General features: G+C 69.7%; 17 protein-coding genes, 3 pseudogenes and 1 riboswitch. Of the genes and pseudogenes, 11 read left to right on the forward strand and 9 right to left on the reverse strand.

The genetic code is table 11. The features are described from left to right. Nucleotides 1–20 precede the first annotated feature (20 nt). Complete coding sequence (locus AB0D53_RS03845; RefSeq protein WP_362439627.1) at nt 21–947, forward strand: LysR family transcriptional regulator; 927 nt, start codon at nt 21–23, stop codon at nt 945–947. A 102-nt stretch (nt 948–1,049) separates the two neighbouring features. On the opposite strand, the gene AB0D53_RS03850 is transcribed toward AB0D53_RS03845, so the two are convergent. Continuing rightward, a complete protein-coding gene (locus AB0D53_RS03850) occupies nt 1,050–2,138 on the reverse strand; it encodes an NADH:flavin oxidoreductase (protein ID WP_362439630.1) in 1,089 nt (362 codons plus the stop codon). A gap of 423 nt (nt 2,139–2,561) precedes the next feature. Between AB0D53_RS03850 and AB0D53_RS03855 the strand changes: the two genes are divergently transcribed. The 4 genes from AB0D53_RS03855 (at nt 2,562) to AB0D53_RS03870 (ending at nt 8,745) form a co-directional block, all read left to right on the forward strand. After that, nucleotides 2,562–3,347 (forward strand): SDR family oxidoreductase, encoded by a 786-nt coding sequence (locus AB0D53_RS03855; RefSeq protein WP_362439633.1) that lies wholly within the window; start codon nt 2,562–2,564, stop codon nt 3,345–3,347. A 66-nt stretch (nt 3,348–3,413) separates the two neighbouring features. Further along, nucleotides 3,414–4,610 (forward strand): cytochrome P450, encoded by a 1,197-nt coding sequence (locus tag AB0D53_RS03860; RefSeq protein ID WP_362439636.1) that lies wholly within the window; start codon nt 3,414–3,416, stop codon nt 4,608–4,610. 220 nt (nt 4,611–4,830) lie between these two features. Continuing rightward, a complete protein-coding gene (gene car, locus AB0D53_RS03865) occupies nt 4,831–8,229 on the forward strand; it encodes a carboxylic acid reductase (RefSeq protein ID WP_362439639.1) in 3,399 nt (1,132 codons plus the stop codon). Between the two features lie 132 nt (nt 8,230–8,361). Then, a complete protein-coding gene (locus AB0D53_RS03870) occupies nt 8,362–8,745 on the forward strand; it encodes a nuclear transport factor 2 family protein (RefSeq protein ID WP_362439642.1) in 384 nt (127 codons plus the stop codon). A gap of 106 nt (nt 8,746–8,851) precedes the next feature. Here AB0D53_RS03870 and AB0D53_RS03875 read toward each other — a convergent pair whose 3' ends face one another. Both AB0D53_RS03875 and AB0D53_RS03880 read right to left on the reverse strand, forming a co-directional pair. After that, on the reverse strand, nt 8,852–11,539 hold the full coding sequence (locus AB0D53_RS03875; protein WP_362439974.1) for a SpoIIE family protein phosphatase: 2,688 nt from the start codon (nt 11,537–11,539) through the stop codon (nt 8,852–8,854). 358 nt (nt 11,540–11,897) lie between these two features. Beyond that, entirely contained in the window at nt 11,898–14,246 is a 2,349-nt protein-coding gene (locus tag AB0D53_RS03880) for a LuxR C-terminal-related transcriptional regulator (RefSeq protein WP_362439645.1), read from the reverse strand. 157 nt (nt 14,247–14,403) lie between these two features. Between AB0D53_RS03880 and AB0D53_RS03885 the strand changes: the two genes are divergently transcribed. Then, nucleotides 14,404–15,318 (forward strand): hypothetical protein, encoded by a 915-nt coding sequence (locus AB0D53_RS03885; RefSeq protein ID WP_362439648.1) that lies wholly within the window; start codon nt 14,404–14,406, stop codon nt 15,316–15,318. A 259-nt stretch (nt 15,319–15,577) separates the two neighbouring features. Here AB0D53_RS03885 and AB0D53_RS03890 read toward each other — a convergent pair whose 3' ends face one another. Next, nucleotides 15,578–16,327 carry a hypothetical protein gene (locus AB0D53_RS03890; protein ID WP_362439651.1) on the reverse strand — a complete coding sequence of 250 codons (750 nt, stop codon included), beginning with the start codon at nt 16,325–16,327 and terminating at the stop codon, nt 15,578–15,580. Between the two features lie 302 nt (nt 16,328–16,629). On the opposite strand from AB0D53_RS03890, the pseudogene AB0D53_RS03895 reads away from it, so the two are divergent. After that, nucleotides 16,630–16,827 (forward strand): annotated as a pseudogene (locus tag AB0D53_RS03895) (tRNA (adenosine(37)-N6)-threonylcarbamoyltransferase complex transferase subunit TsaD); the annotation flags it as partial. 417 nt (nt 16,828–17,244) lie between these two features. Continuing rightward, a pseudogene (locus AB0D53_RS03900) lies at nt 17,245–17,340 on the forward strand (enoyl-CoA hydratase); the annotation flags it as partial. A gap of 75 nt (nt 17,341–17,415) precedes the next feature. Here AB0D53_RS03900 and AB0D53_RS03905 read toward each other — a convergent pair. Genes AB0D53_RS03905 through AB0D53_RS03920 form a run of 4 tightly spaced genes read right to left on the reverse strand, consistent with a single transcriptional unit; the run spans nt 17,416 to nt 20,997 of the window. After that, the gene (locus AB0D53_RS03905) at nt 17,416–18,177 is read right to left on the reverse strand and encodes a (2Fe-2S)-binding protein (protein ID WP_362439654.1); all 762 of its coding nucleotides are present in this window, start codon (nt 18,175–18,177) and stop codon (nt 17,416–17,418) included. Then, nucleotides 18,174–18,962, reverse strand: a complete 789-nt coding sequence (locus tag AB0D53_RS03910) for an ABC transporter ATP-binding protein (protein ID WP_362439657.1) — start codon at nt 18,960–18,962, stop codon at nt 18,174–18,176. The genes AB0D53_RS03905 and AB0D53_RS03910 overlap by 4 nt, the downstream gene beginning before the upstream one ends. Beyond that, the gene (locus AB0D53_RS03915) at nt 18,959–20,014 is read right to left on the reverse strand and encodes an iron ABC transporter permease (RefSeq protein WP_362439660.1); all 1,056 of its coding nucleotides are present in this window, start codon (nt 20,012–20,014) and stop codon (nt 18,959–18,961) included. The genes AB0D53_RS03910 and AB0D53_RS03915 overlap by 4 nt, the downstream gene beginning before the upstream one ends. Next, complete coding sequence (locus tag AB0D53_RS03920) at nt 20,011–20,997, reverse strand: ABC transporter substrate-binding protein (RefSeq protein ID WP_362439663.1); 987 nt, start codon at nt 20,995–20,997, stop codon at nt 20,011–20,013. The genes AB0D53_RS03915 and AB0D53_RS03920 overlap by 4 nt, the downstream gene beginning before the upstream one ends. Nucleotides 20,998–21,035: 38 nt before the next feature. Further along, a riboswitch (cobalamin riboswitch) is annotated at nt 21,036–21,159 on the reverse strand. A gap of 430 nt (nt 21,160–21,589) precedes the next feature. Here AB0D53_RS03920 and AB0D53_RS03925 point away from each other — a divergent pair. Both AB0D53_RS03925 and AB0D53_RS03930 read left to right on the forward strand, forming a co-directional pair. Further along, nucleotides 21,590–22,711, forward strand: a complete 1,122-nt coding sequence (locus tag AB0D53_RS03925) for a hypothetical protein (protein WP_362439666.1) — start codon at nt 21,590–21,592, stop codon at nt 22,709–22,711. 25 nt (nt 22,712–22,736) lie between these two features. Beyond that, the gene (locus AB0D53_RS03930) at nt 22,737–23,840 is read left to right on the forward strand and encodes a phosphotransferase family protein (RefSeq protein ID WP_362439977.1); all 1,104 of its coding nucleotides are present in this window, start codon (nt 22,737–22,739) and stop codon (nt 23,838–23,840) included. Nucleotides 23,841–24,289: 449 nt separating this feature from the next. Here the strand turns inward: AB0D53_RS03930 and AB0D53_RS03935 are convergent, their stop codons facing one another. Further along, nucleotides 24,290–25,375 (reverse strand): PP2C family protein-serine/threonine phosphatase, encoded by a 1,086-nt coding sequence (locus tag AB0D53_RS03935; RefSeq protein ID WP_362439669.1) that lies wholly within the window; start codon nt 25,373–25,375, stop codon nt 24,290–24,292. A 409-nt stretch (nt 25,376–25,784) separates the two neighbouring features. Between AB0D53_RS03935 and AB0D53_RS03940 the strand changes: the two are divergent. Then, a pseudogene (locus tag AB0D53_RS03940) lies at nt 25,785–26,160 on the forward strand (transposase); the annotation flags it as partial. Between the last annotated feature and the right edge of the window lie 81 nt (nt 26,161–26,241).

Consider the following 26,241-nt stretch of genomic DNA (forward strand, 5'->3'; position numbering starts at 1 on the left):
GAGCTCTCCGGGCGTGCGCGATGAGTGATCGGCTGGGCTTCAGCCTGACGCAGTTGCGGTACTTCGTCGTATCCGCCGAGCTCGGCAATATATCGGAGGCGGCGGAACAGCTCTGCGCATCGCAGTCGACGGTCTCCTCCGCTGTGATGCGACTGGAACGCCAACTCGGTGTGCAGCTGCTGCTCCGCCATCACGCCCGCGGTGTCACCCTGACCCCGAGCGGCCGCCACCTGCTCCGGGAGGCGCGCGCGTTGCTGGGGCAGGCCAGAAACCTGAAGGCTCAGGGCGATGCCCTGGCAGGCCATACAGCCGGCCGGCTGGATGTCGGATTCTTCTTCTCGATCGCCCCCTTCCTGCTGCCCCTGGTCCGCCGCATGGCTGAAGAACGTTATGCGGCCATGCAGTTGCACGTTCACGAGGCATCGGAAAGGCTGGTGGAACTGTTGCAGGACGGCAGGTGCGAACTGGCTGTCACCTACGATTTCCTGTCGGGCGGTGCCAGGTTTCACCCGCTGGCCGATCTGCCTGTGCATGCCCTGCTGGCGGATGGTGACCCGATGGGCATGACCGGCTCGATCGCTCTGGACGAGCTGGCCGCTCGACCGTTCGTGACCCTGGACGTTCCGGCCGTACTCCACCATTTCGAGACGATGTTCGCCACTGCGGGCGTCCGTATGCCGCAAGTGATCACGACAACGAGCCCTGAGACCATGCGCGGACTGGTGGCCGCGGGCTCCGGGTTCGCGTTGATGTACCAACGCGCGGCCCATGCACGGACTCTGGACGGCGGGAGGGTCCGATCGGTCGAGATCGCCGGAGAGGTGCCGCCTTCGTCCCTCGGCGTGGCCATGATGCCCGATCTGCACCTCAGCAGCCGTGGCAGGGCCTTCCTGGAAGTGCTGGGTTCTGCGGTTTCGGTCAGCGGCCGGGTGAATTCGGCCGTGTGACACGGAACGCTCTGCGGACATGGCCGGCAGTTCGTGAACTGCCGGCCCATCGTCCGGCCGACCGTTGGAGATCCCCCGCTCACCGGGAGCGGACGTACGCCGTCAGACCAGGGTCCTGAGCACGGCCGGATCGTAGGGGACGGTCCGGTCCAGCTCGCCGCGCAGCGCCTTCGCCGCCCAGTCCGGGTTGGCCAGCAGCGTCCTGCCCACAGCGACGAGGTCGAACTCGTCGCGCTCCAGGCGGGCCACCAGTTCCTCGATGCCGGTCAGCCCGGCCCGCTCGGTGAAGCCCTGGGCGAAGTCGCCCACACCGTACTGCTGGTCCAGGCCGACAGAGCCGACCGTCACCGTGGCCTTGCCGCTCAGCTTGCGCGCCCAGCCGGCCAGATTGAGCGGGCTGCCGTCGAACTCGGGCAGCCAGTAGCGGCGGGTGGAGGCGTGGAACGCGTCGACACCGGCCTCGGCCAGCGGCATGAGCAGCTGCGCCAGCTCGTCCGGGCTCTCCGCGATGCGGGCCTCGTAGTGGTTGACCTTCCACTGGGAGAGCCGGAAGAGAACAGGGAACCCCGGACTGACGGCCGCGCGGATCGCCTGCACGATCTCGGCGCCGAAACGGGCGCGGGAGGCCGGGTCTCCGCCGTAGCGGTCGGTACGCCGGTTGGTCCCGCTCCACAGGAAGTCGTCGATCAGATAGCCGTGCGCGCCGTGCAGTTCCACGCCGTCGAACCCGAGCCGCTCCGCGGTCGCGGCGGCCTCCGTGAATGCGGCCACCGTGTCGTCGATGTCCCGCCGGGTCATGGCACGGCCGGCCGGGGCGCCATCGAGTCCGAGCCCGGACGGGCCCTCCGCGGGCGGTTCCGTCCCGAAGCGTGCGACCCCGGTGTGCCACAGCTGAGGAATGATCCTGCCGCCGGCCTGGTGCACCCGCCGCACCACATGGGCCCAGCCGGCGAGGGGTTGCTCGCCGTAGAAGTGGGGCACGTTCTCGTACGCTCCGGCGGCGGCCCGGTTGATGTAGGTGCCCTCGGTGATGATCAGTCCGACCTGGTGGGCCGCCCGGCGGGCGTAGTACTCCGCCACGTCCAGGCCCGGCACGCCGCCGGGGGACTGCATCCTGGTCATCGGGGCCATGACGATCCGGTTGGGGACCGTGAGGTCGCCCACGGTGAACGGCTCGTCCAGGCTGGCCATTGTTCCTCCAGATGTGTCGGCACTGCTTACACGGACGCCCCGTGTGCACCCGTTTCACCACGCGTCCCACTGCCGCGCGCTGATCCATCAAGCAGTGCGGGGCAGCCCTTGGCGAAACGTTCCCGAGCTGTGCGGAAAATGCTGCTGCCGCATACCGGTAGCGCATGATTATTGACGGTGCCGATAGCGATGTCCAGGTCGCAGAGGTCATTCCGGCTTGTATCGCATGATGCGATGCAGTGCATCGAAATTATCAGCTTGACCGTGTAGGGGAGGCCGTTGATAGTGGTCATCGTGATTCCGCGTCGCCACGGTCGGCCGGAGTGAAACTCTCGTTTCGAAAAGTATTCGGAGAGTTGATCTTCGTTATCGATCCAATGCGCGGAAAGGCCTGTTGAGGCAAGAGAGGAGGCGGATCCCGGAGTGAGTCGAGATCGCCTTGCTGAAAAGACTGGAAAGTCTGCCAATGAGCTGGAAGGCAAGCGGGCCGTGGTGACCGGCGGCAGCCGCGGTATTGGCGCCGCGATCGTGCAGAACTTGCTCGACGCCGGCGCCGTTGTCGTGACGTCCGCCCGCAATCCGACCGAGCAGACCCCGTCCGCCGCCAAGTTCGTCAGAGCCGACCTCAGTACGCCTGACGGTGTGCGCGAGTTCGCGGACGCCGCCCTGGAGAATCTCGGCGGGGTGGACATCGTCATCAACAATGCGGGTGGCTGCCGGGCCTTTCAGAGCGCACTGGACATCGAGAACGACTGGCAGCACACGGTGGATATCAACTTCCTTGCCGCGGTCCGCCTCAATTCCGCACTCGTCCCGTCCATGCGTGAGAGCGGAGGCGGAGTTGTCGTACACGTCTCGTCCATTGCCACCATTGCGTCCTATCCGATGATCCTGCACTACGCAGCCGCCAAGTCCGCACTGGAGACCTACAGCAAGGGGCTTTCGGTCGAATTGGCGCCGCAGGGAATCCGCGTCGTCGCCGTCTCTCTCGGGAACGTCATGACGCCAGGGGCGGACGAGGCACGCGAAAAGATCGTGGATTACCTCGGTAACGATTCCGTGGATTGGGCCGACGAAATCCCGCTCGGGCGAATCGGTCAGTCGGACGACATCGCGGAGGCGGTTGGTTTCCTGGTCTCGGATCGCGCCGCATGGATCACCGGAAGCACGCTCGTCATCGACGGCGGGCGCAGCGCGGCCCTGACCTGAACTCCCCTTCACCGATGCCACCGAATGCACTGCCGACCGTCTGCCAGGACTGAAAGGACTGACACGATGACCGCCACAGGGGAAGGGATACGGGCCTACCCGTTCGGTCCGGTCGACCGACTCGAAGTCGATCCGAAGCTGGCCGAGATCTGCGGTGAACAGCCGGTGCTTCGGGTGAGTCTGCCCTACGGTGGCGACGCCTGGCTGGTCACACGGTACGCGGACGTCAAGGCGGTACTGGCCGATCCCCGGTTCAGCCGTGCCGCCGCCGTGGGCGAGGACATCCCCCGCACGGTCGCCACCGGTCTGCCCAGCACCTCGATGCTGAGCATGGACCCGCCGGAGCACAGCCGACTGAGGCGCCGGGTGGCCAATTCGTTCACCTTGCGCCGTGTCGAAGCGCTCCGCCCGCGCGTCCAGGGGATCGTGAACGGCCTGCTCGACACCATGATCGCCGAAGGTGGGCCTGCCGACCTGACCCGGACGCTGACCTGGCCGCTGCCGATCACGGTCATCTGCGAACTGCTCGGCGTGCCCGTCGCCGACCGCGACCGGTTCAACGTCTGGGTGGACGGCCTGCTGATGCTGTCCGATCCGGCGCAGTCCACGCAGGCCCGGGGACACCTCAACGACTACCTTGCCGGCCTGGTCGCACTCCGCCGCACCGCCCCCACCGACGACTTGCTCGGCGAGCTGGCCAATGTGGAGGACGAGGCGGACCGGCTCCTCGACGAGGAACTGGTCAGCCTCGGGGTCAGCCTGCTGTCCGCAGGCCAGGAGGCCACCGCCAACCAGCTCGGCAACTTCGTCTACACGCTGCTGACCAGGCCCGATCTCTGGCAGAAACTCGTCGCCGACCCCGGCCTGGTGCCCGACGCGGTCGAAGAACTCTCCCGGATCATCCCGATCAGCGCGTCCGCCGGCTTCACTCGCATCGCCATCGAGGACGTGGAACTGAGCGGGCAGACCATTCGAGCGGGCGACGCGGTGGTCGCCGAGTTGGGGATCGCCAACAGGGATCCCGCAGTGTTCGACCACCCGGAGGAGATCGACTTCCACCGAGGGAGCGTTCCACACGTCACCTTCGGGCACGGCGTGCACCACTGCCTCGGCGCGCAGCTGGCCAGGATGGAGCTGCGGCTCGTGCTCGAATCCCTGCTCCGCCGTCTGCCCGGTCTGCGCCTCGCCGTGCCGGTCGACCAGATCTCCTGGCGTACCAACCGTCTGATCCGCGGGGTGGAAGCGCTGCCGGTCAGCTGGTGAGGTCCGCACGCACCCACGGGTGCTCAATCTGCGGCCACGGACACGGTCGCGGACATGCACGCGGTCACGGCCGGGCGCCACACCGCGCGCGCCGCACCGCGGGCCGCCTTGAGGAGTGACTCACGGAATCGACGGCCGGTCAACGCACGCAGCCACGTGCCCGGCGACATCCACAGCCAGGACGCGCCGGCATCACCAGGACGCCAAGGGAGGCCTGATCATGACCGATCCACTGGAGGCGGTCACTGCGGCAGTGCGCGATCCCGACAAGGGACTCGCCGAGGTCATGGCGGCCGTGCTGGAGGGCTACGGGGACCGGCCGGCCCTCGGTGAACGCGCGGAGGAAGCTTCGACGGCGCGGCTGCTCCCGAAGTTCGACACCATCAGCTACCGCCAACTGTGGGCACGTGTCCGTGCGGTCGCCGCCACGTGGCACCACGATCCGCAGCACCTGCTGAGCGCGGGCGACCGCATCTGCACGCTCGGCTTCGCCAGCACCGACTACGCGACACTCGACCTCGCGTGCATCCACGCCGGTGCCGTGTCCGTGCCTCTGCAGTCCAGTGCGCCGCTGTCCCAGCTGACACCGATCATCGCGGAGACGGAGCCGCGCGCCCTCGCCACCAGCATCGAGCGTCTGGACACCGCTGTCGAAGCCGTGATCGAGGGAAGCTCGATCCAGCACATGATCGTGTTCGACTACCGTCCCGAAGTCGCCGAGCAGCGAAACGCCTTCGAGTCTGCCCGGGGCCGCCTGGCCGAAGCCGGCCGGCCCGTGGCCGTCGACTCGCTGGCCGCGCTGATCGAACGAGGGACCGGCCTGCCGCCCGCCCCCCTGTTCACCGCCGACGCGGGAGACGATCCGCTGGCCCTTCTCATCTACACATCCGGCAGCACCGGGACACCCAAAGGGGCCATGTACACCCAGCGGCTGGTCGGCACCGCGTGGTACGGGTTCAGCTACGGGGCGGCCGACGGGCCCCCGATCAGCATCCTCTACATGCCACAGAGCCATCTCGCGGGCCGCTACGCCCTGATGGGTTCGCTCGTCCGGGGCGGTGTCGGCCACTTCACCGCCAGGAGCGACCTGTCCACCCTGTTCGAGGACATCGCGCTGATCCGTCCCACCGAGCTGACCATGGTCCCGCGCCTGTGCGACATGCTCTTCCAGCAGTACCAGAGCGAACTTGGCCGCAGAGCCGGCGAGCCGGGTGACGTCGAGACGGCGGTCATGACGGACCTGCGCGAGAACCTCCTGGGCGGGCGCGTCGCCAAGGCGTTCTGCGGGACCGCCCCGCTGTCCCCGGAGCTGGCTGCCTTCGTCGAGTCCTGCCTGAACCTCCACCTGTACACCGGTTACGGCTCCACGGAGGCCGGCGGAGTACTGCTCGACACGGTGGTGCAGCGCCCTCCGGTGATCGACTACAAGCTGGCCGACGTCCCGGAACTGGGCTATTTCCGCACCGACTTGCCGCATCCGCGCGGGGAACTGCTGCTCAGGACGGAGAGCATCATTCCCGGGTACTACAAGCGGCCCGAGGTCACCGCCGAGATCTTCGACGAGGACGGCTACTACCGGACCGGCGACGTCATGGCCGAGGTCGGACCCGACCGGCTGGTCTACGTCGACCGCACCAAGGACACCCTGAAGCTGTCCCAGGGTGAATTCGTCGCCGTCTCCCGCCTGGAGACCGTCTTCACCGGCAGCCCTCTGATCCGGCAGATCTATGTGCACGGCAACAGCGAACGCGCCTACCTCCTCGCGGTGGTGGTGCCCGCGCCCCACGCGTCGGCCGACGGCGGGGCGCCGGGCTCGCTCAAGCCGCTGCTCAGCGAGGCGCTCCAGCAGATGGGCAGGGAGGCCGAGCTCAACTCGTACGAGATCCCGCGTGACTTCCTGATCGAGCCCGAACCCTTCAGCCCGGAGAACGGCCTGCTCTCGGAGAGCCACAAGCTGCTGCGCCCCAGGCTCAAGGAGCGCTACGGGCAGGCTCTTGACCGGCTGTACGCCGAGATCGCCGAAGGACAGGTCAGGCAGGTGCGCGACCTGCGCCAGGCAGGTCCGGACCGGCCGGTACTGGAGACGGTCACCCTGGCCGTCCAGGCACTTCTGGGCTGTGCGGACACCGCTGTCGGCGCCGACGCGCACTTCACGGACCTGGGCGGGGACTCCCTCTCCGCGCTGTCCTTCTCCCTCCTCATGAAGGAGATCTTCCACATCGAGGTTCCGGTCGGGGTGGTCACCAGCCCGGCCAATGACCTGGCCCGGCTGGCGAGTTATGTGGAGGCGGAGCGCGAGACCGGGGCGGCGCGGCCCACATTCGCTGCCGTGCACGGTGAGAACAGCACCGAGGTCCACGCCGGTGACCTCACCCTGGGAAAGTTCATCGGCGCGGCGACGCTTGCCGCCGCGCCCACGCTGCCCCGCCCCTGCGGTGCCGTGCGCACCGTCCTGCTGACCGGAGCCAGCGGCTACCTCGGCAGGTTTCTGTGCCTGGAATGGCTGGAGCGGCTATCGCCCTCCGGCGGCAAGCTGATCTGCGTGGTCCGCGCGAGCGACGCGGCTACCGCGGCGAAGCGGCTTGAGGAGGCGTTCGACCGCGGTGACGCGGAACTGCTCCGGCGGTACCGGGATCTGGCCGAAGGGACCCTGGACGTCATCGCGGGCGACATCGGCGAGCCGCACCTGGGCCTGGACGAGGACACGTGGAACGGCCTGGCCGACACCGTGGACCTGATCGTCCATCCGGCCGCCCTGGTCAACCACGTACTGCCCTACCGACAGTTGTTCGGACCCAATGTCGTCGGCACGGCGGAACTGATCCGGCTGGCGCTCACCGCGCGGATCAAGCCCCTCACCTACGTGTCCACCGTCGCCGTAGCGGCCGGAGCCGGGACGTCGGCCCTCGCGGAGGACGCCGACATCCGCAGCACCAGCCCGGTGCGGCGGATCGACGAGAGCTACGCCAACGGGTACGCGACCAGCAAATGGGCCGGTGAGGTCCTGCTCCGGGAGGCACACGACCTGTGCGGCCTGCCGGTCGCCACCTTCCGGTCGGACATGATCCTCGCGCACAGCAGGTACCGGGGACAGCTGAATGTCCCCGATTTGTTCACCCGGCTGCTGCTGAGCCTGCTCGCCACCGGCCTCGCGCCGGCTTCGTTCCACCGGACCGGTGACCGCGCGCACTACGCCGGTCTGCCGGTCGATTTCACCGCAGAGGCCGTCACCGCGCTGGGCGCGCGGGCCACCGACGGCTACCGGACCTTCAATGTGCTGAATCCGCACGACGACGGCATCTCGCTGGACACCTTCGTCGACTGGCTCGTGGAGGCGGGTCACCCGATCCGGCGCATCGACGACTACCACGAATGGCTCGCGCGTATCACGGCCGCGCTCCGCGCCCTGCCGGAGAGGCAGCGTCAGCGCTCGCTGCTGCCCCTGCTGCACGCCTTCGCGCAGCCCGGGGAGGGCGTTCCCGGCTCGGCGATACCCGCGGAGCGGTTCCAGGCCGCTGTGCACGCTGCGAAGATCGGCCCCGGGCAGGACATCCCCCATCTGTCGGCGGCCCTCATCGGCAAGTACGTCACTGACCTGCGCCGGCTCGACCTGCTCTGAAGGCTGCTCCGTCCGGCGGCCGGGGTCCCGGCCGGGCCATGGCGTACGCCTGCCGGCACCTGCCGCTGAACAGCGCGGAACGGCCGTTCTCCGGCCGCACATTCAATGCGAGACAGCGAATGGGAACTCGATATGCGACAGAACAACAGCGAGACAGCGACTTCGTTTCTGCGCTGTCTGGAGGCCCACGACTTCGCCGGATGCCGGTCGATGTGCACCGGCGGGGCCACCGTGTGGCAGAACGACGGCCAGGGGGAGCGGGCGATCGACGCGACGCTGCAGCAGTTCGAGGCCTTCGCCGCCGACGTCGACGCGCTGCGCTACGACGTAATCCGCCAGTTCCGGAATGCGAACGAGGTCTTCCAGCAGCAGGTGCTTCACCTGAGCATGGCCGACGGGTCGGACAGCGAGGTCCACGCCGCGGTCTGCTTCAGCTTCGAGGACGGCGGCCTCATCGACCGGATCGAGGAGTGCATCTACCCGGTCCCTACGGCCGAGGCACCTGAGGCACCCTGATCCGCCCTTTGCCTCGCGTCCCCTTCTCGACGGGCAACCCGAGCACGCCCGCGCCCTTCGCCACCTTCAACGCACTGTGCCGCCGGAATTCACCGGGCCTCGGGCGTCAGAGTTCCTCGCCGAGGACATCCGACCACGCCATGTCCTCCGCGCTCCCGTCGGGCCGGGGCAGCGAGGTCTCCGCCCAGATGACCTTTCCCCGGGGGGTGTAGCGGGTGCCCCAACGCTCGGCCAGTCGTGCGACGAGAAACAGGCCGCGCCCACCTTCGTCCATCGCGGCGGCGTCGCGCAGATGGGGCGAGGTGCTGCTGCTGTCGGCCACCTCGCAGGTCAGGGCGCGGTCGTACACCAGTCGTACGGTGACCGGTGCGGAGCCGTAGCGGATGGCGTTGGTGATCAACTCGCTGAGCAACAGCTCCGTGCCGAACGCAAGCTCGGACAGACCCCAGTCGTCGACCTTCTCGGCCGCGGCAGCGCGCATCCCCGCCACAGCGGCAGGATCGAACGGTACGTCCCAGTCGGCGACATGGTCGGGCGGGATGACCAGTGTCCGGGCGATGAGCAGCGCCACGTCGTCCTTCGGCCGACTGGGCAGGAGCGCTTCGAGCACTGCCCGGCAGCTTGCCTCCGGCGACCGGTCGGGGTGGTGCGCCAGGGCCTGACGCAGCAGTTCGAGCCCCACGTCGATGTCCCGGGTGCGGTCCTCGATGAGTCCGTCGGTGTAGAGGACGAGCTGTGTGCCCTCCGCCACCTCGATGTCCACTGTCTCGAACGGCATACCGCCAAGGCCCAGGGGAGGGCCGGCCGGAAGATCGGGGAACGACACACTGCCGTCGGGCCGGACCAGTGCGGGCTGGGGGTGCCCGGCCCGGGCCATGGCGCAGTGGCGGGAGACGGGATCGTAGATCACGTACAGGCAGGTGGCTCCGATGATCCCCGCATCGGCGGTTCCCGCCTCCTCCTGGTCGATGCGCCCGACCAGGTCGTCGAGGTGGCGGAGGATCTCGTCGGGCGGCAGGTCGAGCGTGGAGAAGTTGTGTACGGCCGTGCGCAGCCGTCCCATCGTGGCGGCTGCGTGCAGGCCATGGCCGACGACATCTCCGACGACCAGCGCCACTCGACTGCCCGGAAGCGGGATCACATCGAACCAGTCGCCGCTCACCCCAGCGGTTGCGGGCAGGTAGCGATGGGCGACCACCAGCGCGCTCTGTTCGGGCAGGGTCCGCGGGAGCAGGCTGCGCTGCAGAGTCATGGCCACGGTGTGCTCACGGGTGTAGCGGCGGGCGTTGTCGATGCTGACGGCCGCCCGGGCGACCAGTTCTTCGGCCAGGGACAGGTCGTCCTCCTCGAACGGCTGGGGCTTCTCGGAGCGCCAGAAGTTGGCCATGCCCAGGACGACCCCCCGCGCCTGGAGGGGCACCGTCATGAGTGAATGGACGCCGTAATCGACGATCATCCGCGTCCGCTCCGGGTCCTGAGCGAGCCAGCCGGGTGCGGCGGCCAGGTCGGGCACCAGCTCCGGCCGACCGGTGGCCAGGGCCCGTGCCTGTGGTGTGGCGGGGAGAAAGCTGATCAGCCGACCGAGTTCGTACAGGGGATGGCTGTCCCGGATGCCGCTTACAGCGGTGCGGCGCATCTCCGTGTCCGCACTGGTCGGTTCGTCCCCGTGGAGAACCGGTTCGGCCAGATCGACGGTTCCGAAGTCGGCGAGCCGGGGGACCGCGATCTTGGTCAGTTCCTCGGCCGTACGGGCCACGTCGAGGGTGGTACCGATACCGAGACCGGCGTCGTACAGCAGGCGCAGCCGCTCGCGGGCGTTCTCCGCCCTGCCGGACAGCGCCCGCAGCTCCGTGGAGTCACGCAAGGTCGTGACTGTCCCCCGGGGGCCGCCGTGACGTTCCGTGGACCGCTGGTTCACCGTGAGCAGTCGTCTCCCCGCGAGGTGTACTTCGTCCGTGGCCACACGGCCCGAGGCCAACAGCTCCACCATCCCGGGATCAAGGCCGGACAGGTCGGAGATGTGCCGCCCCTCGGCGTCGACCGGCAGATCCAGCAGCCGTCTGGCCTCGTCGTTGGCCAGCAGCAGGAGACCGTCCTTGCTGATGATGAGCACGCCTTCGCGCACGGCGTGCAGCACCGCGTCGTGGTGCTCGTACATGCGGTTCATCTCGGCAGGGCCCAGTCGGTGGGTCTGCCGCCGCAGCCGCCTGGCCACCAGGGCCGTCCCGCTCGTGGCCACTCCGAGCGCAACCGCGCCTGCACCCAGGATGATCGGAATCTGCCGCGCCACTGCTCCGGTCACATGCTTGACCTTCACGCCGGCAGCCACCAGGGCCACGACCTTCGCGTGATCGTGGACGGGGACGACCGCCTGCGCCTCGCGGCCGAGCGGGCCGTTGACGCTCTCGGTGTACACGTGACCGGCCAGGGCCGGCGCGATGGTGGCGATGGCCCTCTTCCCGATCAGCTCCGGCTGGGGATGCGTGTAACGGATCCCCTTCGTGTCCATCACCACGATGAAGTCGACGCCGGCCGCCTTTCGCCCCGCCTCGGTGAGCGGCTGGAGCACCCTGGAAGGATCAGGGGCCTTCAGCGCGGTCAGGAGGCCCGGTGAGTGGGCGAATGTCTGCGCGACGGCGACGGAACGGGTTCTCGCCTCTGCGTTGCTGTCGTGCCGGGACTGCACTACGAGCGCCAGTACCGCAGCGGCCACGAGGAGCACGACCACAGTCACCTGCAGGGCGAAGACCTGGCCTGCGAGACTCCGGGGATACTTACCTCTGAGTGACCGGATCTGTGCGCTCCAGAATCGGCCGAAACGACTAACCACAGTGCCTTTTGTAACACTGCGGGGTCGAAGGTGCGTGCGGTAGGGGCTCGCTCGGGGGCGGGACCGCGCGGCGGCCGACGACGATCCGGCAGCGGTGGGACCGGATCGGTGCAAGGCGGCACGGATACGGCCGCGCCCGGATCGGTCGGGAGGCCCGGCCCCGGTGATGCGTCGACTGCCGAGCAGGAAACGGAGTACGTACCGCTCGCTTGCAGTGCGTACATGTCCGACCCCTGAACATCTGTTCTCGGGAGGAGGCAGAAGGCGGAGCCCGACGAGTGTCGCTCCGCGTCGAGGGGGATGGCGTCCCTGGCGACCGCCGTCAGCTCCCGGCAGGTCTGTCGCGCTGCTCGTACGCCCACACCGCCAGTTGCGTGCGCGAGGTGAGCCCCAGCTTGCCCAGGAGGCGTTCGACATGGTTCTCCGCGGTGCGCCGGGCGATCGTCAGGCGCACCGCTATGTCCTTGTTGGTGAGGCCTTCGGCGACCAGCTCCGCGACCTGGCTCTCGCGCCGGGTCAGCCCCGGCGTCCCGGCGGCGTCGTCCAGTACGTACGCCATCGCCTCGTCCACGGTGGCACGCGCCCCGCGGCGGAACTCCCGGTCGAAGGCGGCGCCGGGCAGTGCCTCCCGCACCGCGGCCTCGAAGCGCAGATGCTGCGCGCGCATGAACGGTGCCGAGCCCAGTCGCCCGCCCAGCGACTCCCACAGCAGCTGCAGCACGCCCAGGAGCCGGGCCGCGCGCCGCGGGGTGTCCTGGGTGCTCCACGCGACGACCTCCACGCACATGGCCACGTCCCACCAGTCCTGGAACGGGCGCAGCCGGGCGATGGCCTCCCTGGCGTGCGCGATCGCGTCGGCGGGCGCGTCCGCGCGCCGGGCGAGCAGGGCGCGGGCGAGCAGGGCCATGCCGTGGAGCCATGACTCGCCGTGGGTGCGGGCGGCCGTTTCGACCTCGCCGCACGCCTCGTCGGCCTCGGTGGCCTCACCTCCGTAGGCGTGCGCGATGGCGAACTTGACCCGGCATTCGAGAGCCGCGTCGAGGCAGCCCTGCGCGCGGAACTCCGTGCGTGCCCGCGCGAACAGCTCGGCGGCGCTCGCGTAGTCCTCGCGCCAGACGGCGAGGATTCCGTGGTGGTGCCACACCCACGCCGACTCCCGCCGGTTGCCGTCCAGCCGGGCCGCCGCCTCGCACGCGGCGAGCGCGCGCTGCACATCGGAGTCCGGGGCACCCTGCAGGATGCCCAGATACGTGTCGGTGACCTGGGCCTGTACGCGGATGGCGGCGTCGGGGCCGGCCGCTTCGTCGAGGACCTGCGCGTGGTCGGCGGCCAGCAGCAGCGACAGCCAGCGGCGGCCCTCGGCCAGCAGGCCCGCCGTGATCCAGTAGTGCCGGGGAGACACGGCCAGGGCGAGACCGGCCCGCGCCTGTCCGGGCCGCTCCAGACAGAACTCCAGTGCCGCGCGCAGGTTCGGGTGGTCCAGACGCAGCCGTGTGAACCAGTCGACCTGCCGGGCCCCGAACCACTCCTGCCCGGCACGTGCGGTCAGTTCGGCGTAGTGGTCCCGGTGGCGGCTGCGGAGCACGTCGGGAGGGCCCGCCGCAGCCAGCCGCTCGTGCCCGTACTCCCGCACCGTCTCCAGCATGTGATAGCGCGAACGACCATGCTCCTGACGGCAGTTGACGATCGACCTGACCACTAGTGCGTCGAGGGTGTCGAGCACGGCGGCGGGCGGCAGGTCGGCGTCCGTGCAGACCCGTCCCAGACCTTCAAGGTCGAAGCCGCCGCGGAACACCGAGGCCCGCGCCCACAGCAGCCGTTCGCGCGCCGTGCACAGTTCGTGGCTCCAGTCGATCAACGTCCGCAAGGTGCGCTGCCGGTCCGGCGCGACACGGCTGCCTCCGGTCAGCAGCGCGAACCGGTCCGTGAGCCGCTCCAGAATCTCCAGCGGCGTCAGGCTCCGGACGCGGGCCGCGGCCAGCTCGATCGCGAACGGCAGCCCGTCCAGACGGCGTACGAGTTCGGCGACGGCGGTTGCATCGGACTCGGTCACGGCGAAGCCGGGCAGCACGGCGGCGGCCCGCTCGACGAACAGAGCGACCGCCGGATTGCCGTTCAGGTCACGCAGACGATGCCCCGCGCGCCCGGCTTCGCCCGTGTTCGGCACAGGCAAGGGCTCCACGGGGAAGACCTGTTCGCCCGCGATGCCGAGCGGCTGCCGACTGGTCGCCAGCACGCGCAGCCCGGGTACGGCCCGCAGCAGTGTGTCGGTGAGGCGGGCGCAGGCGTCGATCAGGTGCTCGCAGTTGTCCAGGACGAGCAGCACGCGCCGCTCGCCAAGGCGGGCCGCGAGGGCGGCCGTCGCGTCGGCACCGGGGCACCCCGGGTTCGCCACGTCGAGGGCGCCGAGCACGCTCGGCGCGAGCAGCTCGGGATCCCTGAGGTCGGCGAGCTCGGCCACGTACACGCCGTCGGGGAAGGACCCCGTCATGGTTGCCGCCACACGCAGCGCCAGCCGGGTCTTGCCCACACCGCCGACCCCGCTGAGCGTGACCAGGCGCGCGCGGGAGAGCAGGCCGGCGATCCGGGCCGTCTCCGCCCGCCGCCCGATCAGCGACGTCAGCTCGCCGCCGGCCCCGACGAACGCCCCCGCGCCTGCCCCCGTCTCCACGAGGGGCCATCTTACGGACGCACGGCGACCGCACCGCCACCGCACCGAAGTCGCGCGACCGAGCAGCAGGCGTAATTGAGTAGTTCTCCCGTACCGCCGCGCGCACACCGGCCCGAGACTCGACGGTGTGGAAGCGGACGATCATGCGAGGTGTGTGTTGGCGGCAGACGCGGCAGCGGGGCGCGGCGAGCAGCCCAGGCGGCTGGGGGAGCGAGTGTGGACCTACCAGGGGGCTCTGCCGAGGCGGCCCCTCACCGTTCTCGTCCCGCTGGTCATCGCGTTCATCGTGATGTGCACCATCGCCGGTGACTACTACGACGAGGAGTCCTCGTTCCGCCTCGCCTTCTGGGCCATCCCCGGGGCGGCCGCGGTCTGTATCGCACTCAGTGTCCGGCACACCCGGATCCGGATCCACGAGTACGAGCACGGCTTCGAGCTACGACGCCCCGGGCGCCGCACGTCGTGCTACGCCTGGCACGAGATCGCCTCCGTGGAGGCGACCAAGGTTTCCGTCCACATCAACCTCGGCCACTCGCACGACGTGCTCAAGACGGTCATCCGTCCGTACGAGGGAGGCCCGATCCGCCTCAGAGGTTTGGACTACATCAAGGTCCGTCAGGAATCCGGCTTCTGGCGCCTGGCCGCGGCGGCGCCCCTCGGCACTGCCCAGGCGTTCTCCACGCGCGCGTCGCAGGGCGTCGCCGAGGCCCTCGCGGCGCGGCAGCTGGAGGAGCTGGCCGCGGGCGGTGAACTGCGCTGGGGAGCCTTGACGTTCACTCGCGACGGGCTCACGCTCGCGCCCTTCCCCGGAACGCTGGACTGGTCCCGGATCACCTACGTCTCAGGGAACCCGGACAACGGCGTCCGGATCGACGTACGAGGACTGGCGGCGCACGTCGGCAGCCCGGCCCTGTCGGCGCGCGCCACCAAGGCCGGCTACCGCACCGAAGGCGACCGGCTGGAGGTGTTCATGCCCGTCCGCCGCCCCGGATCGGACTACGCGGCGCTGAGCTTCCTGCTCGCCCGCGGCCCCTCCCTGCGCGGCGAGCGAAACGAGGGACCTGAACGGTGACCAGGGGGAGGGCACGTTCCACGGCCCCGGTCCTACCCGTCCCCGCCCCGGGCCCCGGCCGGATCGTGGTGCGCGCGCACGCGGTGGCGCTCGAACGCCGACGCCGCCCGCCGGCTTCGCCCCGTACGCGCCGGCCGGCCACCGGCACACCCTGCCCCTTCCCGACGGGCTCGGCTGTGCGGGCCTGCGCACCGCCCACCGGACTGCTCACCGAGCACGGCGCCCTCGTGACCGGCGGCCTCCGCGCCTCGACCATGCGTCATGCACGTCGTCGGGGGCCCGGCCAGGGGTAGCCGAGCTGATCGGCAGACATCTTCGAACCGCCGCAGATCTCGGCGACCTCGCGGGGGTCCTCGGCCATGAGACGCGCCTCCAGGAGCTCTGCTTGATCAGCCGGGTCGTCTCCGGAGACCGGAAGGACCATTCTGAACTGAAGCCAGGGACGGTCTTCCCCGATCGCGGAAAGGCCGGGATGGAACAGGAAGACATTGATCTGGTCAGGCTCCCAGTGCCAGGCCGAGACGGCTCCCGGCTCGCATTCCCAGGTCGTCAGCCGGCCGACGTCCTTCCGGAGCCTTTCCTCCAGAAGCCTGGCGACTGTTCGGGCCGGCCACTCCCAACTGTGGTCCGTCGAGGCCCGGCGGACCTCCACCTCGTACTGACCGACGTCGAATCGAAGCTCTGGAAGATCGACATCACCCTCGTCCGGGTTGCGCCAGCCGCTCCAGATCACGTGTTGCCCTTCGCGCCTGATGGTCACGTAGACAGCGCCGCAGCATCCTTCCGTGCACTCGGCCGTGGCAAGCCGAACCTCACGGGGGGTGTCTGTCGCGCGAAGCGGTGCATCCGGCCCCAAGAGACTTCGAGGGTCATCTGCCGGACCCGCATCGAACACTTCGGCCAGGACGTCTCGTCCGTCGATGAGCGGTCGGCATTCCACGGAGCCTTGTCGACTTCCCAGCGGTGGCACGACGATGCGGAGGGACAGCAGATGCGGTTCTGTGGTCATTGGATGATGGTGGCGGAATCAGGGGCAGTTGTCCTTCAAGTTTCTGCTCGGGAGGAGACAGGGGCCTCCGCCTTGGAGATCCTTGCCCGTCGAGCGCGCAGGGCATCGCTCCGCGCCGCAGCACATTCGGGTCATCGGTCCGTCCGCCCCGGCAGGCACGCGCCCGCCCCTTCGTTTGCGGCGCCGTACCCGCACCGTTCACGGCACCGCAGAGGCGGAGCTTGCCACGGACGGGCCCGAAAGCCACGCCTCTCAGCCGTTCGTACCGTCCCGAGGGGCCGCCGACCGCCCGCGTCAGGCACGCCGCCTCCGGTGTCGAGCTGCGCGTGCCGCCGATGACGCTGTGCACCGACAACGGCGCCGTGATCGCGGCCGTTGGTGACCTCCTCGTACGCTCCGGAGCGGAACTCGCTCCGCTGGACGCGTCCAGCGACCAGTCCGCCCCGCTCGGGTTCGCCTCCCTGACCCCGCTCCCGGCCGCGGCGGGGATCGCCCGGTGATGGCCGCTGTCGTACGGCCGGTCCTTGGCGGCGAGCCGCTGTCGCACGGGCATGGCCTGCGCGCCGTGTACGCGGACGCGTTCGGTGCACCGCCCCGGGGCGAGGCGCCGGGAAGGCCGATGCCTATCCGGAGCGGCTCGCCGAGGACATCGACAGGCCCGGGTTCACTGTCGCGCTCGCCCCGGACGACACACGGTGGTCGGCCGGGTGACGGCACGGACGGCCCCGGCCCCCTTCCCACCAGCCGCTGCTACCCGGGGATATCGGCGGGGCTGGGCGGAGAACGCGCCGCCGACCGGCCGTGCGGTGCCCGGGAGGCGGACGAACTCGCCGTCTCGGCCCAAGCACATGGCGGCGGCCCCGGCGCCCGGCTGCTGCAGGCGGTGACCCAGGACCGGTTCGACAGGCGCTGCTGGCCGCTGACTCCTCCACGCCGTCTTCGCCACCGCCGACCGGAAGGAGGGCATGAGGGCCTTTGCGGAGAAGCGCCCACCGGCGTTCCCCCACCGCTGACCCGCAGGTCACCGCATTGCCCTGGACAGCCGCCTGTTGCGCCGAGAACCCCACGGATACCCGTGCCCGTTGGTTCTACTTCGGCCTCGTGTAAGCCCGTATCCGCTCCTCGCGGCTTGTCAGACAACAGCTCGCACATCGCACCGCCTCCGCACTCGTGTAGTACAGACAGCAGGTGTTGCGCAGATAGACCAGCCGCTCCGGGCCGTCCGGTGTACGCCGGACCCGTTCCACCTCGCCCAGCGCCGCGAGTCCGCCGGGTGCGGTGTCCACGAACTGCCGCCACCGGGCGGCCAGCAGATCCACCCGGGCCTCGTACGCGCACAGCGCCGTGGCGCAGCCATGGGCGATCCCTCCACTCAACTGCCTGGCCCCGGCGCGGGTACGACGGTGCAACGCATCGGCGATGGGCAGCAGATGCCCGTCGAGCACGGTGCGGTGCAACAGCCGTACGGAATCCTCCCCGGCCCGGGGCACCAGGAGCCGGGCACTGCGCACCCGGACTCCGCCGATCCCGTGCGCGGCGGGGCGCACCAGGACATTGCCGGACCGCATGTCCGGGACCTCGTCGTACAGTGCCCAATGGAGTACGGCGGCGGCAGTGACCCAGCCCGCGTACACCGCCATCAGGGTCAGCGCGGTCGCATGACCGGTGCGGTGGCCGCTGCCGGTGTGTTCGCGCTCCAACAGAACCGACAGCTCCACGCCCGCCGGATCGGCCAGTCGGTCGGCTGCCAGCCACGCCCCTGATTCGCCCGCGGAGGGTTCGCCTTCGGTGACCTGCCAGCGCGGCCCGTGCCGCAAGGGCGTCCAGACGGGGGAAGTGCCGTCACTCATGACAGCGGGAGGTAGACGACGTTGGGGGAGCCGGTGACCGGGTGGACGCCGATCCGGGACCGTATTCCGTATACCTCGGCCAGCAGTTCTTCCGTCAGTACCGCGTGCGGGGAACCGGAGGCCACCAGTCGTCCGGCGCTCAGGACGAACAGCCGGTCGCAGTAGGAAGCGGCCAGGTTGAGGTCGTGCAGCACCAGCAGATTGGTGGTGCCGAGGGTTCTTACCAGGCCAAGGATCTCCAACTGGTAGCGGATGTCCAGATGGTTCGTGGGTTCGTCGAGCGCCAGCAGCCCCGGTTCCTGGACCAGGGCGCGGGCGATCAGAGCCCGTTGCCGTTCCCCGCCCGACAGCTCTTCGAACCGCCGGTCGGCCAGGGACGCCGTGCCGACGCGCTGGAGCGCCCGGTCGATGCGGCGGGCGTCGTCGGCGTCGTCCTGCTCCCAGAACCGTTTGTGCGGGCTTCGGCCCATCGCCACGATCTGGCGTACGGTCAGGCCGAAGGTGCCGGGGCTGTCCTGCGGGACGACGGCGACGCGGCGGGCGCGTTCCTTCACACCGAGGGCCGCGGCGTCCGCTCCGTCCAGGAGGACCCGACCCGCTGCGGGGCGCAGGGCACCGTAGACACAGCGCAGGAAGGTGGTCTTGCCGCTGCCGTTGGGCCCGACCAGGCCGACCGTCTCGCCGGGGGCCGCGTCCAGCGTGACCGCGTCGAGCAGGGTACGGCCGGCCACCTCGTAGCTGATCCCGTCGGCGGCGAGCGCCGTCGGGGACGGTGCCTGGCTCATCCGGTGATCCCTTCGGTACGGCTGGAGCGGCGCAGCAGCCAGAGGAAGAACGGGCCGCCCACCAGGGCGGTGACCACTCCGGCGGGAACCTCTTCGGGCGCTGCCACGGTCCGCGCCAGCAGATCGGCCAGCAGCAGGAAGACGGCACCGCCGAGCGCGGTCACCGGCAGCAGTCTGCGATGGGACGCGCCGACGATCATCCGGGCGGCGTGCGGAATCATCAGGCCGACGAACCCGATCGCCCCGCTGTAGGCGACCAGCACGCCGATGATCAGTGACACCAGCACGAAGACCCCGCCCCGGAAGCGTCCGGGGTCCAGGCCGAGGCTGCGGGCCCCTTCCTCCCCGGTCAGCAGCAGATCCAGCGGACGGGCCAGGCTGATCAGGAGTACGGCCCCGACGCCCAGTACCACGGCGGGCAGCGCCAGTTGGTCCCAGCGGGCGCCACCCAGGCCGCCCAGGGTCCAGAACAGGATCGCCCGCACATGCTCGGCCCGCGAGGACAACACCAGGATCAGGCTGGTGAACGCGGACAGTACGTACTGGACCGCCACCCCGGCCAGAATCAGCCGGCCCGTTGTCATGGTGCCGCCGCGCCGGGCCATCGCGTAGACGGCGACCAGCGCTGCCATGGACCCGATGAACGCGGCAATGGGCAGCGCCACGTCGGTGGCCGCCCCGGCGCCGACTCCCAGCACGACGACCACGGCAGCGCCCGCTGATGCCCCGGACGAGGCGCCCAGCAGAAACGGATCGGCCAACGGATTACGCACCAGCGCCTGGAGCACCGTGCCCGACAGGGCCAGCCCGGCGCCGACCACGGCCCCGAGCAGCACCCTGGGCAGCCGCACCTCCCACACGATCGTCGGGTATGCACCGGTGCGTTCACCGCCCAGGACCGTACTCAGCACCTCGCCCGGCGGAATCCGTACCGGGCCGAGCGCCAGACCGGCCACCACCGCCGCGAGCAGCAGCACCGTGAGGACGCCGATCACGACGGGGGCCGAGCGGAGGACGGACTTCGGACCGGGGCGGGCGGACCCCGCGCTCACGGGGTGCCGGGGTGCAGCTGCCCGGCCAGGTCCTGTACGGCGTCGGCGACCCGGACACCGAGCACGGCCGAGGACAGCGGGAGCACCGCGAACTTCTTGTTCTTGATCGCCGGTACGTCCGCGAGTGCCGGATCGTCGAGCAGCCGCTTCTTCTTGGCCGCCACCGTGGTGCCCCCGTAGTCGTAGATCACGACCACCTCGGGCTTGCGCTTGATGACCTGCTCCCAGGACACGTCGCCGAAGGTGGAGTCGAGGTCCGTGAAGACGTTTCTGCCCCCGGCGAGCCGGACGATCTCGTTGCCGATGCCCTTGCCGCCCGCGGTGAACGCCGAGCTGTCGCCGGAGTCGTACACGAACACCGAGGGACGTGCGGCGCCCTTGAGCCCCGCCTCGACCGTCGTGATCTTCTGTCGCTCCTCGGCGATCAGCTTCCTGCCGCGTTCCGGTACGCCGAAGGTCCTGGCGACTTCGGTGATCTCGGTGGCGAGCTGATCGATACCGACCTTGCCCTTGGCGCAGTTCTCGATGTTCAGCCGGGTGTTGATGCCGTCCTTCTGGAGCCCCGCCCGGTCCTGGCCCTTGGCCTTGTCGAACGCGCTGCTGTACCCGCCGTAGACGAAGTCGGGGTTGGCGCCGAGCAGTACTTCCTTGGAGGGGTATTCCTTCGCGAGCACTTTGGTCCCGGCGTACGCGGACCGGTACTCCGGCAGGATGCTGTCGTCGAGGTAGGCGGTCCCGGCCAGCCGGTCCTGGAGCCCGAGGGCCAGCATGATCTCGGTGACGTGCTGGTTCATGGTGACGACCCGCTTCGGAGGGGCGTCGAAAGTCGTCTTCGTGCCGCAGTTGGTGACCGTGTAGGGAAAACCGTCGGCGGCCGGTGCGGACTCTGGCTTGCTCTCGCCGCCCGTGCCGGAGCCGCAGCCGGTGAGTGGCAGGAGGAGCAGCGGTATGAGCGCGAGCGGTACGCGGCGGATTCGGGGCATGGCCGAGCCTTTCCGGGGGATGTCCTCGTCCCCTGGTTCGTACGAGAAGGCGGCGCGGCCAGTATCTGGCTTCCGGGCTGCTGCAGCCCGGTCACAGTGGCGGGACCGTACCGGATTCACACCGGTTTCCTGACGCGCGTCGCCTGAGTTTCGAAGACCATTCTGTCAGACCGTGTATTCCGGAAGGGCCTGCCCCTCGCACTGCCGACCACGGCCGGCCCCGGACACTGATGTCCGCGACGGCGACCGGTACTCCGGACGGTTCCGCTCTCAGCCGTAGGGCCGCCCGTTCCTGCGAGTCCCTTTCCTCACCAGCTGGATGCAGGAAAGATGCGGTTCGTCCAGGAATGTTCGTCCAGGCCCGGCAACCTGAGGAAAGGCACCCGCATTGTCGGCTTGGGGCAGCCGTACATCGGCGCTGCCGGGCGCATCGAGAACAGACGGGCCGCCGTCCACCTCGCCCACTCCACCCCGCAATGGCACACCGCTGTCGACGGACACCGTGACGGCGCCGAGCCTCTGGCCACGGTTATGGATCTGACATATCGTCAGGTCCTGTGCAAGCTCCCGATGAGCCCCGCCGGAGGCCCTTGTGCCGGAACGCCCCGTAGCCCTCGATGAATACCCCGTGCATCAAGTGCCGCTCTCCATGCGTCACATCGCCACCAGCGACCGCAACGCCTACGACCGCTGCATCTTCCACGTCTTCGACCACACCGGCAGCGCCCTGCTCGTCCTGGGCCTGGGCGTCTACCCCAATACCGGCGTGATCGACGCCTTCGTCACGCTCCGCCTGGGCGACGAACTCCTCGCCGTACGTGCCTCCGACGCCCTCACCGAGGACCGGATGCGGATGGAGGTCGGCCCGCTCCGCATCACCGTCGACGAGCCGCTGAAGCGTTTCACGCTGCACTGCGCCGCCGACCCGGCCGACCCCGGCGGCCTGTCGTGCGATCTCAGCTGGCAAGGAGCCTTCGAGCCGCTGTGGGAGCCGCACCACACCATGCGCCGCGGCAACCGCCTCACTCTGGAAGGCCGCCGCTTCGTTCAGGCCGGCACGGTGACCGGCGTCATCCGCGCGAAGGGCGAGGAGATCGACGTCACCGCCGACGAGTGGACCGGCACACGCGACCGCAGTTGGGGCGTGCGGCCCATCCCCGGCGAGGACGGCGGACGCGCGGGGGAGGAGCACGTCCCCGGAGGTTTCCATTGGCTGTGGTGCCCCGTCCGGTTCGACGACCGGTTCCTGATGGTGATCGTCCAGGAGGAGCCCGACGGCTACCGCACCCTCAGCGACGCCGTCGAGGTACGTGACAGCCACCCCGACACCCAACTGGGCTGGCCTCAGCCGGACATCACGTACCGCTCCGGTACACGCCACCCCGAGCACGCGGTCATTCATCTTGCCGACCGCCGGCGCAAGGACATCGAGCTCACCGCGGAGATCCTCGTTTCCTCCCCGCTGGCCGTCGGCGCGGGCTACCCACCCGCTGACGACTGGAGCCACGGGACGTGGCACGGCCGCCACTGGGTCGACCGACGCAGCTACGACCTCGCAGACCTGTCTGCGCACCCCATGGCCGCATTCGGCGTCACCGAACACTCCGCCCGTTTCACCCTCGACGGCACCACCGGCTACGGGATCTTCGAGCACGGCACGTTCGGCCGCCACGACCCGAGCGGCTTCACCGGCTACGACTCGGTGGCGCCCTGACGTACGGAGACCTCGTATGGCAGCAATTCCCGAAGCACCCCGGATCCGGCGCACCACCCGCGACCCGGAGGAACTCACCCGCCGGCTCGCATCCTGGCTGGCGGCCGTCCACCCCGGAGCCCGCCCGGCCACCGTCACCGTGCCGGACTCCAACGGCATGTCGAGCGAGACCCTGCTCTTCGACATCGAGCAGGACGAAGCCGCCGCGCCGCCCCCCGTCCGCCGCTGCGTACTGCGCCTGGCCGCGGACCCGAACGCGTACACCATCTTTCCCGCCTACGACATGACCCGTCAGTACCAGGTGATGCGTCTTGTTGCCGCACGCACCGACCTGCCCGTACCCGCCGTGCACTGGCTGGAGACCGACCCCGCCCATCTCGGTGCGGAGTTCTTCGTGATGGAGCGCGTCGAGGGGCGTGTGCCGCCCGACGTGATGCCGTACACCTACGAGGGCAATTGGCTGCACGCCGCCACGGACGCCGAGCGCGAACAACTGGAGCAGGCCAGCATCTCCATCCTGGCGCGACTGCACGACCAGGTGCCGGTGTCGGAGGCGGGATTCCTCGCAGGGCGGGGGAGCGGCAGCCCGCTGCGGCGGCATGTGGAGGACCTTCGGACGTACTACGGCTGGGTCGTCGACGGCCGTCCGCGCTCACCGGCCATCGAGGCCGCCTTCGCCCGGTTGGAGGAGCTGTGGCCGGCCGAGGAGGGCGAGACGGTGCTCAGCTGGGGCGACGCGCGGATCGGCAACATCATCTATGACGGCTTCGAGCCCACCGCCGTCCTCGACTGGGAGATGGCCGCCCTCGGACCACGGGAGCTGGACCTAGGGTGGGCGATCTACCTGCACCGCTTCTTTCACGACCTCACAGTCGCACTGGGGCAGGAAGGACTGCCGGAGTTCTTCCGGCGGGCGGCGGTGGAGGAGCGGTACGCGAAGCTCACCGGGCACACACCGCGGGACATGGACTTCCACACGCTCTACGCCTGCCTTCGGCACGCGATCGTGATGCTACGAGTCGGCTACCGGCAGATCCACTTCGGCGAGGTCGCGGCGCCGGCCACCACCGATGACCTGGTCATGAACCGGGCGGCGCTGGAGGCCATGACGGAGGGCCGCTACTGGTAGTGCATCCTGCCGTGCCCGTAGAGCCGTTGCCGGACCCGGCGACATCGGGGCCGGCCGCGGATTGCTCCACTGCCCCGGGGCCCGAGGGTGTTTCCATGGGGTGAGCCGGGGGAGTCGGGCCGCGTTCGCAGGGGATGCTCAATTTCTTTGTGCGGGGTTGTCGCGTCCGGCGAGGAGCGGACCGACGACCGTGAGAAGCACGAGGTGCTCTCGCTCAGGCGTCGGGCGGCGAGCGCGACGCGGCCTGCTCCCATCCCGCCACTTCGTGCGCGTGCTGTGTGCCCATGCGAAACGGTTCGACGTGGTCTCTGACGGCCGACTCCTCCGGAACCGGACCGACAACTACGTGGATGCTGCACCTATTTTCGGGTTCGCGCTGGATCACCGGAAGACCAACCGGCATGAAACCGATGCGAGGCGGGCGCGATTTCGAGATCTCCAAGGCACTTCTATTCAGGCAGGTGGTAGATGGCGAGAGCCGCGGTGTCGTCGTGGAGGTGGTTGCTGCTGTAGATGAGGAGATCGTGGTGGAGGCGGTCGAGGAGTTCTCGGGGCTGGAGAGGACCCCAGGAGAGGACACGCCGGCGAAGGGGGTAGAAGGCCCCGGTGCGGTCGCGGGCTTCGGTGACACCGTCGGTGTAGAGCAGCAACTGGTCGCCGGGACCGAAGGGGTACTCGTCGATCCGGTAGGTCTCTGTGAGGTGCATGCCCAGGTTGAGGGGCGGTGCGGGATCGGCCGTCTCCAGTTCGGTGACACCGTCGGAGCGGATGAGGAGGGGTGGGGGGTGACCGCAGTTGACGATGCGGACCACGTGACTGCGGGGGATCTCCGCGAAAACAGCGGTGACGAAGCGCTCGCTCACGTCGTTTCCGGGCATGCGGGCGGCTCTGCGATTCATGCTCGTCTCCGCCCGGCGGGCAACGCCGGCGAGGTCGGGTTCGTCGTGGGCGGCCTCGCGGAAGGCGCCGAGAAGGGTGGCGGCCGTCTCGACGGCGAGGAGTCCCTTGCCGCGGACGTCGCCGATGACAATGCGGAGTCCGTACGTGGTGGGGACGGCCTCGTACAGATCACCGCCGATGCGCGCTTCCGCAGCGGCGGAAAGGTAGAGGGATTCGACCAGAAGCGGGCCGACGCGGTGCGGGACCGGGCTCAGCAGGACATGCTGCGCGATCTCGGCCACGAAGCGCACGTTGGCGAGGGTGCGTTCCCGACGCACGCGGTGGGCAGCCAGGAAAGTTCCGAGGACGCCGACCACAGCGGTGCTCAGGTAGGTGGCCACGTAGTGGCGCTCCCACACGTAGCTCACCGGGCGACCCGCACAGCACGGGGTGCCGGCCAGGACTCCTTCGAAGGCGATCGCGAACACGGTGACGCCGGCGACGGCAGCGGGGCCGTGGGCGAAGGCTGTGATCACGGGGAGGGCGATGAGCAGGAAGCTCACCGGCCACTGCACGGGCGTAAGTGGTTCCAGCACCAGGATGCCTGCGACATAGAAGGCGGGCAGCCACCGCATCCACACGGGCGCGGGCGGCACCTGCGGCGCCCCCCCGCCGGGCGGCGCTGCCCCGCCACTCGCCGCCCCGGGGCGGCCCGGCCACCTCACTGCTCACTCCGTCGCAGAGCGAGCAGCGCAGACGCGGACGCCGCTCAGTCGGGGGATGAAGCCGCCGTGTGGGCCCGCATGCGGACATTGCTCCTGGCGGCTCCACTCAAACAGCCTGTACACGCGGGACTCCTGGCACATGATGTGGGCAAGACGTCCATCCTGCTGCCCCGCGACGCTTCGGGCCGACCATTGCTCCAGCCAATGGCATGTCAGGACCTTCACCCGCGGGCTTCCACGCCCTGCGTCAAGTCCGAGGTGATCACCCGGCGGCTGCTCGGGCAGGCGTGTTCGTAGAAGGTGCCGTCGCGGGGGGCGGCGAACAGGACGTGCTCGGTTCGCGATGCGGTGGATCGCCGATCTTTGCTCCGGCGAGGCGAAGACGGACGTCCGCGACGCAGTCGTCATCGCGGACGCCGTCAGAGCGATGCCCCCGCACCCTGCGGACGATCGATCCCGACGACGAGACCGTAGCCGAGCTCGCGGTGCTCACACGGTTCGACGACGACCTCGCAGGTGGGTCCACCCGGATCACCGACCGGCTCCGCGACCTCCTCACCCGGATCCACGTTCCCTGGAACGGGACTTGGGCCCGCGCATCCAGCACCAAGCCGTGCTCCAGCTGCTCGACGAGTTCGGTTCCCGGGCTCGGGTCCGCAAAAGCCGGGCGCCGTCGCCTCATGACCTCGACACGTCCCAAGGCACTGCGGATGGCCGGGGCCGTTCGTGGAGGTCTTCACCGCCCACATCGCACTCGCCCGACGCCGCGGTGACGTCCCCTTCGCCATGCTTCGCGA

The organism is Streptomyces sp. NPDC048295, from assembly GCF_040652135.1.
GTDB lineage: Bacteria > Actinomycetota > Actinomycetes > Streptomycetales > Streptomycetaceae > Streptomyces.